Origin of the sequence: Luteimonas saliphila, from assembly GCF_016774335.1 — a bacterium.
Classification (GTDB): domain Bacteria; phylum Pseudomonadota; class Gammaproteobacteria; order Xanthomonadales; family Xanthomonadaceae; genus Luteimonas; species Luteimonas saliphila.
Genome location: NZ_JAETWA010000047.1, coordinates 222,731 through 235,558, shown reverse-complemented (window position 1 = coordinate 235,558; position 12,828 = coordinate 222,731). Strand labels below are relative to the sequence as shown.

The 12,828-nt window shown below is 70.7% G+C and carries 16 protein-coding genes; 15 read left to right on the top strand and 1 reads right to left on the bottom strand.

Annotation, left to right across the window (positions count from 1 at the left end):
- The first annotated feature begins 31 nt into the window (after nucleotides 1-31).
- The 15 genes from JMO03_RS19500 (at nucleotide 32) to JMO03_RS19430 (ending at nucleotide 10,679) form a co-directional block, all read left to right on the top strand.
- Entirely contained in the window at nucleotides 32-1,297 is a 1,266-nt protein-coding gene (locus JMO03_RS19500; RefSeq protein WP_202845425.1) for an FHA domain-containing protein, read from the top strand.
- Between the two features lie 139 nt (nucleotides 1,298-1,436).
- On the top strand, nucleotides 1,437-1,775 hold the full coding sequence (locus JMO03_RS19495; protein ID WP_202845424.1) for a hypothetical protein: 339 nt from the start codon (nucleotides 1,437-1,439) through the stop codon (nucleotides 1,773-1,775).
- Nucleotides 1,776-1,877: 102 nt separating this feature from the next.
- On the top strand, nucleotides 1,878-2,300 hold the full coding sequence (locus tag JMO03_RS19490) for a hypothetical protein (RefSeq protein WP_202845423.1): 423 nt from the start codon (nucleotides 1,878-1,880) through the stop codon (nucleotides 2,298-2,300).
- 19 nt (nucleotides 2,301-2,319) lie between these two features.
- Nucleotides 2,320-3,126 carry a type III secretion system inner membrane ring lipoprotein SctJ gene (gene sctJ / locus JMO03_RS19485; RefSeq protein WP_202845422.1) on the top strand — a complete coding sequence of 269 codons (807 nt, stop codon included), beginning with the start codon at nucleotides 2,320-2,322 and terminating at the stop codon, nucleotides 3,124-3,126.
- A 3-nt stretch (nucleotides 3,127-3,129) separates the two neighbouring features.
- Nucleotides 3,130-3,765, top strand: a complete 636-nt coding sequence (locus JMO03_RS19480) for a hypothetical protein (RefSeq protein WP_202845421.1) — start codon at nucleotides 3,130-3,132, stop codon at nucleotides 3,763-3,765.
- Between the two features lie 10 nt (nucleotides 3,766-3,775).
- Nucleotides 3,776-4,441, top strand: a complete 666-nt coding sequence (locus JMO03_RS19475; RefSeq protein ID WP_202845420.1) for a FliH/SctL family protein — start codon at nucleotides 3,776-3,778, stop codon at nucleotides 4,439-4,441.
- A 53-nt stretch (nucleotides 4,442-4,494) separates the two neighbouring features.
- Nucleotides 4,495-5,805, top strand: coding sequence for a FliI/YscN family ATPase (locus tag JMO03_RS19470; protein ID WP_202845524.1), 1,311 nt, complete (start codon nucleotides 4,495-4,497; stop codon nucleotides 5,803-5,805).
- Nucleotides 5,802-6,305 (top strand): hypothetical protein, encoded by a 504-nt coding sequence (locus tag JMO03_RS19465; protein ID WP_202845419.1) that lies wholly within the window; start codon nucleotides 5,802-5,804, stop codon nucleotides 6,303-6,305. Before JMO03_RS19470 ends, JMO03_RS19465 begins: the two co-directional genes overlap by 4 nt.
- Before the next feature lie 10 nt (nucleotides 6,306-6,315).
- Nucleotides 6,316-7,035: a type III secretion HpaP family protein gene (locus JMO03_RS19460; RefSeq protein WP_202845418.1), complete on the top strand. Its 720-nt coding sequence runs from the start codon at nucleotides 6,316-6,318 to the stop codon at nucleotides 7,033-7,035.
- Nucleotides 7,036-7,168: 133 nt separating this feature from the next.
- Nucleotides 7,169-7,378: a hypothetical protein gene (locus JMO03_RS19455; RefSeq protein ID WP_149102457.1), complete on the top strand. Its 210-nt coding sequence runs from the start codon at nucleotides 7,169-7,171 to the stop codon at nucleotides 7,376-7,378.
- An 81-nt stretch (nucleotides 7,379-7,459) separates the two neighbouring features.
- Nucleotides 7,460-7,909 (top strand): hypothetical protein, encoded by a 450-nt coding sequence (locus tag JMO03_RS19450; protein WP_202845417.1) that lies wholly within the window; start codon nucleotides 7,460-7,462, stop codon nucleotides 7,907-7,909.
- A 101-nt stretch (nucleotides 7,910-8,010) separates the two neighbouring features.
- Complete coding sequence (locus JMO03_RS19445) at nucleotides 8,011-8,616, top strand: hypothetical protein (protein WP_202845416.1); 606 nt, start codon at nucleotides 8,011-8,013, stop codon at nucleotides 8,614-8,616.
- Nucleotides 8,617-8,695: 79 nt separating this feature from the next.
- Nucleotides 8,696-9,034 (top strand): hypothetical protein, encoded by a 339-nt coding sequence (locus JMO03_RS19440; protein ID WP_202845415.1) that lies wholly within the window; start codon nucleotides 8,696-8,698, stop codon nucleotides 9,032-9,034.
- Nucleotides 9,035-9,071: 37 nt separating this feature from the next.
- Nucleotides 9,072-9,689 carry a hypothetical protein gene (locus JMO03_RS19435; RefSeq protein WP_202845414.1) on the top strand — a complete coding sequence of 206 codons (618 nt, stop codon included), beginning with the start codon at nucleotides 9,072-9,074 and terminating at the stop codon, nucleotides 9,687-9,689.
- 363 nt (nucleotides 9,690-10,052) lie between these two features.
- Complete coding sequence (locus JMO03_RS19430) at nucleotides 10,053-10,679, top strand: hypothetical protein (RefSeq protein WP_202845413.1); 627 nt, start codon at nucleotides 10,053-10,055, stop codon at nucleotides 10,677-10,679.
- A gap of 24 nt (nucleotides 10,680-10,703) precedes the next feature.
- Here JMO03_RS19430 and JMO03_RS19425 read toward each other — a convergent pair whose 3' ends face one another.
- On the bottom strand, nucleotides 10,704-12,275 hold the full coding sequence (locus tag JMO03_RS19425; protein WP_202845412.1) for a hypothetical protein: 1,572 nt from the start codon (nucleotides 12,273-12,275) through the stop codon (nucleotides 10,704-10,706).
- Between the last annotated feature and the right edge of the window lie 553 nt (nucleotides 12,276-12,828).

Genomic DNA, 12,828 nt, shown 5'->3' with positions numbered 1-12,828 from the left:
TGGGGTCCCCCGCCCGCAGGAGCAAGTCCCGATGTCGTCTTCCCCCGAAACATCCACGCCTCCCGCTGACCACGACGCCGCGGTACTGCGTATCGTCGCCGGACTGCACGCGGGTGCCACCCGGCCGCTGTCGCGGCGCGAGATGGTGCTCGTCGGCAGCGGCGACGATTGCGACGTGGTGCTCGCCGACGCCGGCGTGGCCGCGCACCATGCGCTGCTGAACATCGTCGACGGCCGTTTCCACCTGCGCGCGCTCGATGCGCCGGTGGAGCTTCCCGAACGCACCCTGCATCCCGGCGATCCGGTCGAGATCGCCCAGGTGCAACGCATCGGCCTGGGCCAGGCGGCGATCGCGTTCGGCCGCGCCGATGCCCCCGCGTGGCTCGCGCTCGCGCCCGAGTACGGCCACGAAGCGCCGCCGCGCCCCAGGGCCGCGTTCGCCAGCCGCCTGCCGATGATCGCCGGCGTCGCCGTGCTGGCGCTGGCCGGACTCGCGATCTTCGCCGCGTGGATGCCGGCCGGCCCGCCGCCGGTCGACGTGGAGCAACGCCTGCGCGAGCTGGCGCGCGAGCATCGCATCAGCGACGTGCGGATCACGCGCGACGTCGAGGGACGCGCGGTGCTGTCGGGCACGGTGGCCGATCGCGCGACCCGCGAACGGCTCGACGCGCGCATCGCCAGCGAGGCGTTGCCGGCGAGCGCCACGCTGCGCAGTGGCGAGGATCTCGCGATCGACGTCGCCGAGGTCATGCGCAGCGGCGGCTATCCCGCGCAGGCCGAGTACCTGGGCGACAACAACGTGCGGGTGACCGGCCATTTCGGCGGCGACGAGCAGCCGGTGCGCGACTTCATCCGCTCGCGGGCGATGGCCGAAACCGGGGTCAACATGGTCGAACCGATCAACCTCGATGCAGCCGTCGCCGACGCCGGCGACGAGGCCGCAGATGCTGCGCAGGCGCAGGCCCACATCGTCTCGATCGTGCGCGGCGACGCGCCCTACGTGGAAACCGCCGACGGTGAGCGCTATCACGTCGGCGACGCCATCCCGGGCTGGGGCGAGCTGATCTCGATCGGCGCGCATGCGCACGTGTTGCAGCCCGACGGCGCGCTCGCCAAGCTCAGGCCCTCGCCTGCACCGGCTCCCGCGCCTGCGGTCGAGGACGAGCCCGCTCCGGCGCGGGCAGCGGCCGACGATGCGGGGACCGATGCCGCCTCCCCACGCCGCGGGGGGATTGTTCAGCAACCTGAAATCCGCTCGGGTCTGCGCGCCAATGCGCTCGACGCCGACACGCTTTGAACATCCCCTGCGGTAAACCCTAGGTGACGGTTTGCGGCAACATTTATCCGCTACAGTTCCAGACGAGACGGTCCGGACCCGATTCCGTCCGTTTCGATTCCACCGAGGTCAGATCCTCCGACGCACAAGGAGCATTGCGATGACGATTCCCACCAACGGCAACCTCATCAACCAGTACATCGGCGCGGCCACGTTCGCGAACGGCCCCGGCACCACCGGCGGCACGCGTACCGGCGGCGGCGCGGGCAGCGGCACCAGCTGGTACGAAGCGATGTCGCGCGCATGGGGGCAGACGCTCGACGCGCAGGCGTCCGAAATCACCCAGTTGTCCGACCAGATCGGCACCGGTTCCGACCAGCCCTCGCAGATGGTCGCGCTCACCGCGGCCAGCCTGAAGATGCAATTCATGTCCAACAACGCGGCGACCTCGCAGAACAGCGTGGCCGAATCGCTCAACGCGGTCGCGCGCAAGCAGTAACGTCGGCGGTCGGTGGATCGCGGCGTGTGCGCGGCTTCGGGCCATGCGCACGCCGATCGATCCGGTGGCGCCTGCATGGCGCATGCAGCAAGGAGCCAGAACATGATCGATGCAATCCAGGTGGCGGCCATGGATGCGGCGGCCAATCCCGCGGCGGCGCCGACGGTGCAGCCGCAGGCGGCGGCGGTGGATGTGCGCGAGTTCGCGCAGGCGCTCGAACGCACGGGTGGGGTGGACGCGGCGAAGCCGGGCAAGCAGCCCGACGCGGTGTCCGATGTCGCGGCCGCTGGCGAATCGACCACCGCCAAGATGATGGTCGATGCGTTCGACAGCCTCAATGGCACCGCGAAGAACATCGAATCGCTCTCGCGTGCGATGTCCGCGAGCGCGACCGAAATGTCGCCGGGTCAGATGCTGGAGATGACCATGCAGTGCCATCAGTTCCTGTTCCAGTCGCAGCTCACCTCGAACGTTGCCAACCGCACGTCCGACGGCGTGCAGCAGCTCTTCCGGCAGCAGTCCTGATCCTTCCGGAGCCCTGGCGATGGACAGTGTCCGCCCCCGTTCCCCCCTGACCGCCGGCCTGCGTGCGGGCTGCCTGCTGCTCGCCTGCCTCCTGCTCGCGGCCTGTTCGCGGGTCACCCTGTACGGCGACCTGGAAGAGCGTCAGGCCAACGAGGTGTTCGCGGCGCTGCTCGCGTCGGGCGTGAACGCCGAGAAGCGGACCTCGATCAGCAAGACCGGCTGGGAGATCCGCGTCGACAAGGGCGAGTTCGCCCAGGCCATGCAGGTCCTGCAGGCCCGCGGGTTGCCGCGGCAGCAATACGTCTCGATGTGCGACGTGTTCAAGAAGGAGGGCATCGCGTCCTCTTCGGTCGAGGAGAACGCGCGCTACCTGTGCAGCCGCCAGCAGGAACTGGCGCGCACGCTGTCGGGTTACCCCGGCGTGGTCGACGCGCGGGTGCACATCGCCCTGGCCAGGCGCGATCCGCTGGGCGGCGACGGTGGCGATTCCTCGGCCGCGGTGGTGATCTTCCAGCAGCCGGGCGCCAACCTCGAGAACATGCAGACCCGCATCAAGACCGTGGTCAAGGACGGTATCGAGGGACTCGACGACATCAACAAGGTCTCGGTCGAATTCGTGCCGATGCCGGGCGCACCGGCGGTGGCGGGCACCCCGCAGCGTGCGAGCTCCGTCCCGGCGGCGATGTCGGCGGCCAATGCGATGTCGATCGGCATCGGCCTCGGGGTGCTCGCGCTGCTGGCCCTCGTGTGGGCCGCCTGGGGGCGCCTGCGCCAGCGCCGCGCGCCGCAGTCCGCGGGCGACAGCGGCAGGATCTGGAACGGCTGACCCATGCCGCTGCAGGCGCTGCTCGCCGACGTGCATTCCGCGTGGTACGCGGACCAAACGGGGCAGGCGCTCGAACCGCGGCTGGTGGAAAGGGCACGTACCAGCGCTCTGGGCCAGCGGTTGCTGGTACGCGCCTTGCCGGCGACGTTCCTCGACGGATTGCTGGCGCCGCGCCCCGGCGATCGCGGGCACATGGCGACCCCTCGTCGCTGGCCGCCCGCGCGCGTGCGCGCGCTGGTGCGCGATCTCGGCGTGCTGGCCCATGCGCCGCTGATCCGCGCCGAAGTGCGTCGCGAACCGGTGCGCTGGCTGCGCGCCACCCTCGGCAACAGCTACCTGCTCGCCCTCGACAAGACCGTGTGGGATGGTCGCCTCGACCAGGCGACCCGCGCCCGCCTGTCGGCGGAATGGGAAGCGCTGCTGGCCGAGCCGGGATTCCTGAGCGATCCAGCGTTGCTCGGCGATCTGCTCGACCGCCAGGGCCGCGCCGAGCTCCATGCCTGGGCGTCGCGTCGTCATCGCGCACTCGCCGACTGGGCCCAGCTGCTCCACGACAACGGGCCGCTCCGCGCCGCGCACCTGCCGGAGAAGGCGGTGCTGGTGGTCGCGTCCCACCATGAGAACCACGATGGCGACTAGGGCGCAGTCCATGCCCACGAGGGCGGCCGCGGACACCGCATCCGAGCGCGGCAGCGTCGCCGTGTTCGAGCGCCGCGAATTCGAACGTGCGGTCTCCGCGCGTGTGGTCCGTGCCCGTCACTGGGCGCGGCTGGAGGAACTGGACCAGTTGCTGGCGCGCGTCAACGCGCTCTGCGGGGAAGTGGAGGCCGAGGTCGCGCAGGCGCGCGAGGCGGGGCAGGCCGAGGGTTTCGCCGAAGGCCTCAAGCGCGCGCAACAACAGATGGCCGAGCAGCTCACCGCGCTCAACGAACGTCGCGCGCGCGTGCTGGCCGAGGCCGCCGGGCGCATCACCGAGCTGGCCTGCGCGATCGTCGCGCGGGTCGCGCCGGGCTTCGACGCGGCGCGGGTGGTGCCGCCCCTGGTGATGCAGGCCGTCGAGGCCGCGCAGGCCGAACAGTTCCTCCTGATCCGCGTGCACCCGAGCGTGCGCGAGTCGGTGCAGGCCGGCCTCGGCGCGGTGCGCCAGGCGCATCCCGCGGTCGGCGTGATCGAACTGGTCGACGACGAAAGCCTGGATCCGCTCAGTTGCGTGGTGGTCTCGGAAGCGGGCGAGGTGCGCGCCGGTGTGGCCCAGCAGATCGAGGCGATCCGGGTCGCGCTCGCCGGCGCGAGCCAGCCGGGGACGGCGCAGTGAACCTGCCGGGATTGCCTGCGGCGCAGCTGCGCGAGGACCGCGAGGACGCGGCGATCGACCCGCTGCTCAGCGCGCTGGCCGGGGTGAAGTCGATCCAGCGCGTGGGCCGCGTGGTCGAGGCCTACGGCACCCTGATCCGGGCCACCGGCCTGAAGGCCGCGATCGGCGAACTGTGCCACCTGCGCAATCCGCCCGGCGACGGCGATCCATCGTTCGACCTCGCCGCGGAAGTGGTCGGCGTCTCGCGCCAGCACACGCTGCTGACACCGCTCGGCGCGCTCGACGGCATTTCCGCCACCACCGAGATCGTCGCCAGCGGGCGCCAGGCTTCGGTGCGTGCCGGCCCGAGCCTGCTCGGGCGGATCCTCGACGCGCACGGCGAGCCGATCGACGGCAAGGGCCCGATCGGTCCCGCGGTCGAGATGCCGATCTACGCCGCCTCGCCCAACCCGCTCACCCGCAACCTGATCGAGCGTCCGTTCTCGACCGGCGTGCGTGCGATCGATGCGGTGATGACTGCGGGCGAGGGTCAGCGGGTGGGCATCTTCGCGGTCGCCGGCGGCGGCAAGAGCACCCTGCTGGGCATGCTCGCGCGCGGCGGCGATGCCGACGTCAACGTGATCGTGCTGGTCGGCGAGCGCGGCCGCGAGGTCAACGAGTTCATCCACGACAACCTGGGCGAGGCAGGCCTGGCGCAGTCGGTGGTGGTGGTGGCGACCTCGGACCGGCCGGCGCTCGAGCGCAGCCGCGCGGCGTGGGTGGGGACCGCCATCGCCGAGCATTTCCGCGACCAGGGCAAGCGCGTGCTGCTGCTGCTCGATTCGGTCACCCGCTTCGCGCGCGCGTTGCGCGACGTCGGCCTGGCGATCGGCGAGCCGCCGGCGCGGCGCGGCTTCCCGCCCTCGGTGTTCAGTGCGTTGCCGCGGCTGTTCGAGCGCGCCGGCAACAACGAACTCGGCAGCATCACCGCGTTCTACACCGTGCTGGCGGAGGACGAGGACGGCGGCGACCCGATCGTCGAGGAAGTACGTTCGATCCTCGACGGCCACATCGTGCTCTCGCGCAAGCTCGCCGCCGCCTATCACTACCCGGCGATCGACGTGCTCACCAGCCTCAGCCGCACCATGCCGCGCGTCGTCGACCAGGCGCACCTGCGCGCCGCCGGCCAGCTGCGCAAGGCGCTGGCCAAGCACCAGGACATCGAACTGCTGCTGCAGCTGGGCGAATACAAGCGCGGCAGCGATCCGGAGGCCGATTTCGCGATCGACCGCATCGTACCGATCCGCAAGCTGCTGCAGCAGGGATCCGGCGAGCTGGTGCCGTTCGCGCAGTCGTCCGACACGCTGAAGAAGCTGTTCGCATGAGCGGCGCATCGCGCCGGCGCTACCCGTTGCAGAAGCTGCTGCAGCTGCGCGCGCACCGCACCGGCAAGGCGCGGCTGGTCGTGGTCGAGAAGCAGCGCGTGGTGCGCGAGTGCCGCGACGCCTGCACCCGGATCGAGGGCGAAATCACGCAACTGCGCCGCGAGCGCGCCGGCCAGCGCCTGCGCATGCTGGAGCCGCCGCCGCCGGGCATCCCGTTCCCGCTGGCCCTGGAGCAGCGCGAGGCGCACATCGACTGGCTGGGCGAACAGGAGCAGGCCGCATGCCTGCGCCTGCAGCAGGCGCAACAGAAACTGCAGCAGGCCGAACAGGCGCTGGCCGAGGCGATGCAGGCCTTCTTCCGCGCCAAGGCCCGCGAGGACGCGCTGGAGAAGCGCAAGGGCCTCTGGCGCGGCGAGGTGATCGCACTCGAGGCGCGCCGCGAAGAGGACGCCGCCGCCGATCTGGTGCAGGCCGTCCACATCGCCCGCACCCGTCATTGAGGAGCCCGACATGAGCATCGACAACAGCAGCACCTCATCGCTGAGCAACCGCCCGGCCACCGAGGCGCGCGGCACCGACAACGACCGGCCCGCGGACAAGCCGCGCGAGGCGCCGCCGAAGGAGCAGGTGGACCGCTTCCGTCAGTTGATGCAGCACGGCCGCCAGGAAGGCCGCGCCGGCGTCCCTGGGCGCGAGGAGTCGCCGCGCGGCGCGCCGGAGTCGGGTCGCCACGCCGCACAGGCTGCCGCGCGCCATGGCGAGGAGCAGGCGGCGTTGCGCGGTCTGGTGGGCCAGCAGGGCACCCAGGACGGCACCGATAACAACGGCATGGGCGCGAACTCGGTCGATGGCGCCGACCTGCTGGCGATGATGCAGGCGCAGGCCGCGCTGCGCGATGGTAGCGGCCTGCCGCCGCCGACCGCTCCCGCGCCGCCGATGGCCAGCGGCAAGGCGTTGGCGGAAATGCTCGAACGACATGTGCGCCAGCTCGCGGTAGATGGCGCGGCTTCCGCGGAGGGCGAGGGCCATGTCCTGCTGCGCATGGCCGACGCGACCCTGCCCGGGACCGACCTGCTGCTGAGCAAGACCGCCGACGGCTGGCACCTGCGCGCCGACGTGCGCTCGCGGGACAGCTACGACGCAATCCGCGAGGCCGCGCCGGCGCTGGCGCGTCGCTTTGCCGAGCACAACCTCGGCCAGCTCGAGATCGATCCACGTTTCGACGGCTGAGGCCAGGGTTTGCCCCAGGTGGGGAACGCCCCAGCTTGGACGGCCTGCCTCATCTCCACAGACTCCAAGGCGCGGACCAGCGCTTCACGAAGAACCGATACCCCAACATCAATCTTCAGACAGGAGTCACCCCATGAGCTTCCTCAGCGGTCTCAGCGATGTTCTCTCCTCCGTCGTCAGTGCGGTCGTTACCGCCTATACCGGCAACCCGATGCTTGGCCAGCTGGCCGGCGGCCTCGTCAGTTCGCTGCTCAGCGATTCGGGCGGTTCGGGCAATTCCGCGTTCGACGACGTGTTCAACTCCGCGTTCAGCAACGGCTTCCTGAACGCAGTCGGCGCCTGACCGGCAGTTGGACCTGTTGCAGCGGCCGTGCCAAGGCCGGCCGCTGCACCCGACACCACCAACCGGTTGCACACGAGCATCATGGCCAAGCGTCCTCCCCAACGCCCGCAGCGCAAGCCCGATGACGGCCCTGCCGTCCCGTTCGGCACCGCGGCATTCGCCCACGATGTCGACGCCCAGGCGGCGCCCGCCGTGGATCCGCCAGAGGCCCACCGGGCCGCGTCGCTCGCGCTGCCGACCAGTCGCGAGGAATTCATCGAGTCGCTCGGCGAGATGCGTGCGCAGGGCAGCCTGGACGTCGCCGACGAGGCCGCGATCCTACGCGAATACGACGTGTTGCTCGGCGAACTGAAAAGCGACAAGGCCAGACTCGAGGCCGAGTTCCGCGAGCGCACCAGCCGCGATGGCCAGGATGCCAGCCGCGCCTGGCTGGCCGAGGCTGCGGAGGCCCTGGGCCGCCGACAGGGCGAACGCATGCGCCACCTGTTCCAGACCATTCCCGCCCTCACGCAACCCTCGTCCACCGCCTGACGCGTCGACTAGGGTCGGCCCCAGTTGCCGGGCCTGCGCGCAGCAGGGACACTCGATCCAGACCTTCCAGCACCGCTCCCCGAAAAGGATCCCGCCGGCCCATGGCCATCCGCCCGCCCCGCAAAGTCGCCACCCGAGCCGCCGAGCGCGGCCCGGTCGCGCTGGCGAGGACGGCAGCGCCGGTGGACGCAACGCCGTCCACGCCGGGCACGCCGACGGGAGACGGGGTTGATGAGCAGCAGCGCGAAGTCCTGGACCTGCTCGAAGCTTCGCTGCGGGCCACCGCGCCGACGGGCGACGACGAGGATCTCGACTTCGTCATCGAGCACATGCGCAAGGCCGTGGCGGAGGCGAACCTGCAGCCGGCCGTCACTGGAATCGAGCGCACCGCCTGGGTAGACACCCTCGAAGCGCTGGCCGGCGACGGCCTGCTGGGCCAGGAGGAACGCGAGAGCCTCATCCGCCAGTTCGGCGAGGCGACCAGCCAGGTCCAGAACCGGGAAGTCCAGGTCGCGCTGGAACTCGCACAGCGCATCGAGCGCGATGGTGAACACGCGGCCATGGCATGGCTGGCATCCCTGCGCGCGGGCGACGCCCCCACGCTAGGCGCTGGCGGCGCCCTCGCGGACCAGTTCGTCCTGCCCGGCAAGCAATCCATCACCAAGTCACGGTCGCGGCGGTTGCGTGGGCCGCCTGGATCCGCCTGAAGAAGCGCCTGGTTTACCGCACCCAAGGCAGTTGTTCCGAATTCTTCGACACAGACGATCCAGCCATGAGGACACCACCATGACACAGAGCTTCATCCTGCAGATGTTCACCGCCCGCGTCGAAAGCGGCGAAGTCAACTCGGCCGAACTCAAGCCCGGCAAGGGCGGCTCGTGGTTCGAGGCCCTGGCCGCCGGGCTGGGCAAGATCCTCGCGGCCCGCGCCGGCAAGATGATCGAAGCGCAGCAGACCATGGAACGCACCTACGACAGCGACGCCAAGCAGCAGTCCGAGGAGTACATGGCGGCGATGACCGACTTCCAGGTGCAGTCGCAGATCTTCTCGCAGACCGCGCAGGCCGTCTCGACCGCCATCAAGTCGGTCGGCGAAGGCCTGGCCCAGGTTGCCCGCAAGAACTGAGGCAGCCAATCGGCTCCGGGCCGCGGCCCGGAGCGGAATGGAAGCAAGCGACACATTGCGGCGGGCATTGCCCGCCGCAATCTTTTGCGGCGCGGAGCATGCGGACCGCGACGGTGGTCACGCCCTGACGCCAGGCTTTTTCGGGACGTTAATCATCGCGATGCTAGGTTCGACCTTGTCAGGTTCGATGCGCGATGCCGCCGCCAAGGAGGAATCCATGCTACCGACGATCAATCGCCCTTCCGTACTTCTTGCCGTGCTGTCCCTTGGGTTGCTCGGCGCGATGTGCGTCATCCCGCCGGCCAGCGCGCAGCTGATCGACGCCGGGGGGCAGGCCAACCTGATGCAGCAACATGCATTGATGCGCAACCAGAGCACGGGAGACGGTCCGGATTGGATCGATCGCGAGGCCGTGCGGAAGAAGCGTGCGTCGCAGCAGCTCGCGCATGCACCCGCGCACAGGCCGATCGACGAGGCTGCGATGGAGGCGGACATGCGCCGCATGATCGACCAGCGCCGCCGCGAACTGCTGCCGGAATACGAACGCCGCGTGCGCAGCGATGGCAGGCCGAGCGCCGACCGCTGGCTGCGCCAGGTCGCCACCGAGATGGGGCGGCGCGACGGTGCGGCGATCCGCGCGAAGTACGGGCAGTAGGCGAGCCCTGCCAGCCTTGCCCCGCGGAACGGCCGGCATGCGAGTCCGCAGGTGAACGCTTCGCGCGTCACAGCAGGCGTGCGAGAGCAGTTCTGCCGGGTCGCGCCGCTTGTCGCGCGGCGGGCGGATCTTGCCCCGTGCACTCCCTGGTTGTCCTTGCTGCCTTGGCTGGCGCCCCCAACCCCGCCCGTTCGAGGCGGTGCTGCATACACGAGGCAACCGCGCATTTCGAACCCGGGGGGCGCTGCGCGCACCGGAGTCTGGGCGAGCGTCGTCGTGACGCTGGCGCTGCTGACGGGTTGCGGGGCCGGATCGTCCGGGAACGAACCCGCGCCGGGTGGGCAGGGCCCGGAGCGTGACGCCATGGGTGGTGCTGCGGCCTCCACCCGCGAGTCCTTCGAATCGTCCTTCGAGCGACCGTATCTCGACGGCTGGAAGGCCGCGTCCGGCGAAGCGCGTTTCGATCCGCGGTTCAGGCGCTCGGCCGCCGTGCGGCAGCAGGCCGTGCAGGCCTTCCTGCGCGAGTACCGACCCCTGGAAGAGGCCACGCGCGCCGAGCTCCGTACGCTGGTGGAAAGTGGCCAGGCGCTGCAGGACTTCGACCAGGCGATGTCCACGCTGGGGCTCGATGGGAGCGACCTGATGGACGTCATCGCGATGCACCACGCGGTGCACTGGGCGGTGGTCAACGGCGATCGCATTCGCGAGGAGCAACTGCCGGCGATCCGCGAGGCAGTGGCGTCGTCGACCCTGCTCGAGGAACTGGCGGGGACCGGGGATGCAGGCAAGCAGCAAGTTGCCGAACGCGCGGCGATCCTCACCGCGCTCCGCAGCAGGGAATACGCGCGGTTGCTGGGCTCGGGCGATCGCGTCGCACTGCGGCGCTACGGCGATCGGGTTGCCGCCGACGTGCTGTCGCGCCATGGCATCGACCTGCGCGAGGAACGCGTGGACCAGATGCGGCCCGCGGGGACGCGCCCTGCGCGATGAGGTGGTTCGGGCGGCGCGACTGGGCTAGCGCAGGCGGCGTGCGAGCAGCCAGGCCCAAAGCCCGGTGGCCAGTCCGGTGGTGGTGAGGGCATTGCGCCAGACGGGCAGGGATTCGGTCGCGATGGGCAGCGAGGCTGCCAGGGGCGTCATCATCCCGAGCGCGATCGCGAGGCAGCTGTAGGTGACGGCGATCAGCGACCAGTACAGCCATTGGTGCCGCCGCGACCGTGCGGTCATCTCATCGGATGACTCGCCGGCAGCCGTGTGGCCGCCGGGACGTGCCTGGTCCTCCGTTTCAGCCTCCGCGTCCTGCGCGTAAGCCGCTGGTCGCAACCCTGCCACCATGGCGGTGTGGCCGGCGGCGGCAGCGGGTGCGCCGGGCGAGGCCGTGCGACCTTCGCCGCCGGCGGCTGTCGCAGCCGCATCCGGAGGGCGCTTCTTCGCCGCGTCGCCCTGTCCATTTGCGCGCTCGCGCGACTGCGATTGCGATCGGGCGTCCCCGTCGCCGTCGCGCTGCTGCGCCTCGCGCGCGTGCTTGTCGCGCTTGTCCCGGGTTTCCTCGGACTTGCGCGCACGCACCGCCTGCTGCGGCGCCTGGGCGAAGGTGGTACCCGCCGGCTGCCCGACTGCGGCCAGGGTGACGCCGGCGGCGCCGACCAGTCCGGGCAATCCGCCCGAGGGCATGGGATCGGCCGCGCCTGCCACGCGTTCGGCGCGCGCAGGCAGTGGAGCCTCCACGGGCGTACGTCCCTGCATGAGGGGCACGGCCGGATCCTGGAGCGTCCGCGCGGAGTCCGGCGGAGCCGCGGCATGGCTCGGGGACGCAGGCGCGATCTGCGGCGCGGCGGCGGCGGGCGAGCCGGCCAGGTTTGGCGCCGCCGGCACCGCAGATTCGGCGCGCGCGGTTTGTGCGAGCGCCTGTAGCAGTCCGGCGTAACGCGCATCGGTCGCCACGCGCCCCTCCTGCGCCCCGTTCGCCGCCAGCGCGGTGTTCACCGCCATCTGGCGCCCGTCTTCGCCTGCGCGTAGCGTGCCCGGTGTTGCCTGTGCCCGCTCGGCGGCGGTCTGCTGCGCCTGGGCCTGGATCGTCGCGCGCAGGGCGTCGGCTTCGGCACGCGCCTCCGCCATCGACTGCGGAGGAGCGGACTGCGGCGCTCCATTCTCGCGGAGCAGGGCCGCCGCCGCGGCGGTGGCCTGTGCCAATGGCGCGGCAGCCTGCGGCGGAAGGTCACGCGCGCCACCCGAGGGCATGGTCAGGAAATCCATCACCCACTGCCGGAACTCTTCCGCCGGTATCTGCGACAGTTCCCGGAACAGGGGGTGGGAGGGGTTCTGGCGCATGGCCCCGGACAGCAGATCGGCCACCTGTGCGGCTTCCGGAGGCGAGAGCAGCGGCACGCCATCCGCTCGCATCGGACCGGAGTGCATCGGGTGACCGTCCACGCCACGCCCATGTGGACCCAGGGGACGCAACGGGCCGCCGTCGCCCATCTCCAGCATTTCGCCGGGCCCCATCAGCGGGCCGCCATCGCCCCCACGTCCGGGCATGGGCAGCAGCGCGCGCAACGCATCGAAGGGGGACGGGATGGACGTCACGGCATGCCTCCCCGATACCGGCGCGAAACACGCCTGTCATCGATCCACGCTACGTCGGCGCGACGCACGCCGGTATCTGGGGTCGACCCTAGGGCTGCGACGAATCGGGACCTGCGTCGCAGGCGCAGGTCCCAGGGCGTCGCTCGTTCTTGAAGGCCAGACGCTGCTGGTCCCGCGGCGCGGCGGGGGTGTGTCCGGTCTGGGAGTCCCTGGCCGCCAGAAAGGTTCTTTTCCCATGTAAGGGAGAAACGGTCCGCGATGGAGAAGTCCCTGTCAGGTCTTCGGATGGACACCGCGCCCCGGCGCCCGCGGATCGCTTTCCGCTCGGGCTGACCGAGCCGAGGAGCAATCCCCGGCCTGGAACGCTCCGAGCCGCAAGCCCGGGACCACTCCCTGACACCTTGGCCAGGCTCCCTCACGTTGGAGAAGAACCAAAAAAAACGGGAAACCGTTGGTTTCCCGCGAATCCGGCAGTGCCGGAGGACTAGTGCTGTGGCGGGCGCCAGACTACAGCGCCGCTAAATCTGATGCAATACCTTAATTTGAGTAATAT

Coding starts and splice junctions, on each gene's coding strand:
- JMO03_RS19480 (WP_202845421.1), top strand. CDS start 3,130: ATGCCGCTGCAGGCGCTGCTCGCCGACGTGCATTCCGCGTGGTACGCG.
- JMO03_RS19465 (WP_202845419.1), top strand. CDS start 5,802: ATGAGCGGCGCATCGCGCCGGCGCTACCCGTTGCAGAAGCTGCTGCAG.
- JMO03_RS19500 (WP_202845425.1), top strand. CDS start 32: ATGTCGTCTTCCCCCGAAACATCCACGCCTCCCGCTGACCACGACGCC.
- JMO03_RS19450 (WP_202845417.1), top strand. CDS start 7,460: ATGGCCAAGCGTCCTCCCCAACGCCCGCAGCGCAAGCCCGATGACGGC.
- JMO03_RS19495 (WP_202845424.1), top strand. CDS start 1,437: ATGACGATTCCCACCAACGGCAACCTCATCAACCAGTACATCGGCGCG.
- JMO03_RS19435 (WP_202845414.1), top strand. CDS start 9,072: ATGGAAGCAAGCGACACATTGCGGCGGGCATTGCCCGCCGCAATCTTT.
- sctJ (WP_202845422.1), top strand. CDS start 2,320: ATGGACAGTGTCCGCCCCCGTTCCCCCCTGACCGCCGGCCTGCGTGCG.
- JMO03_RS19460 (WP_202845418.1), top strand. CDS start 6,316: ATGAGCATCGACAACAGCAGCACCTCATCGCTGAGCAACCGCCCGGCC.
- JMO03_RS19455 (WP_149102457.1), top strand. CDS start 7,169: ATGAGCTTCCTCAGCGGTCTCAGCGATGTTCTCTCCTCCGTCGTCAGT.
- JMO03_RS19440 (WP_202845415.1), top strand. CDS start 8,696: ATGACACAGAGCTTCATCCTGCAGATGTTCACCGCCCGCGTCGAAAGC.
- JMO03_RS19430 (WP_202845413.1), top strand. CDS start 10,053: ATGGGTGGTGCTGCGGCCTCCACCCGCGAGTCCTTCGAATCGTCCTTC.
- JMO03_RS19475 (WP_202845420.1), top strand. CDS start 3,776: ATGCCCACGAGGGCGGCCGCGGACACCGCATCCGAGCGCGGCAGCGTC.
- JMO03_RS19490 (WP_202845423.1), top strand. CDS start 1,878: ATGATCGATGCAATCCAGGTGGCGGCCATGGATGCGGCGGCCAATCCC.
- JMO03_RS19445 (WP_202845416.1), top strand. CDS start 8,011: ATGGCCATCCGCCCGCCCCGCAAAGTCGCCACCCGAGCCGCCGAGCGC.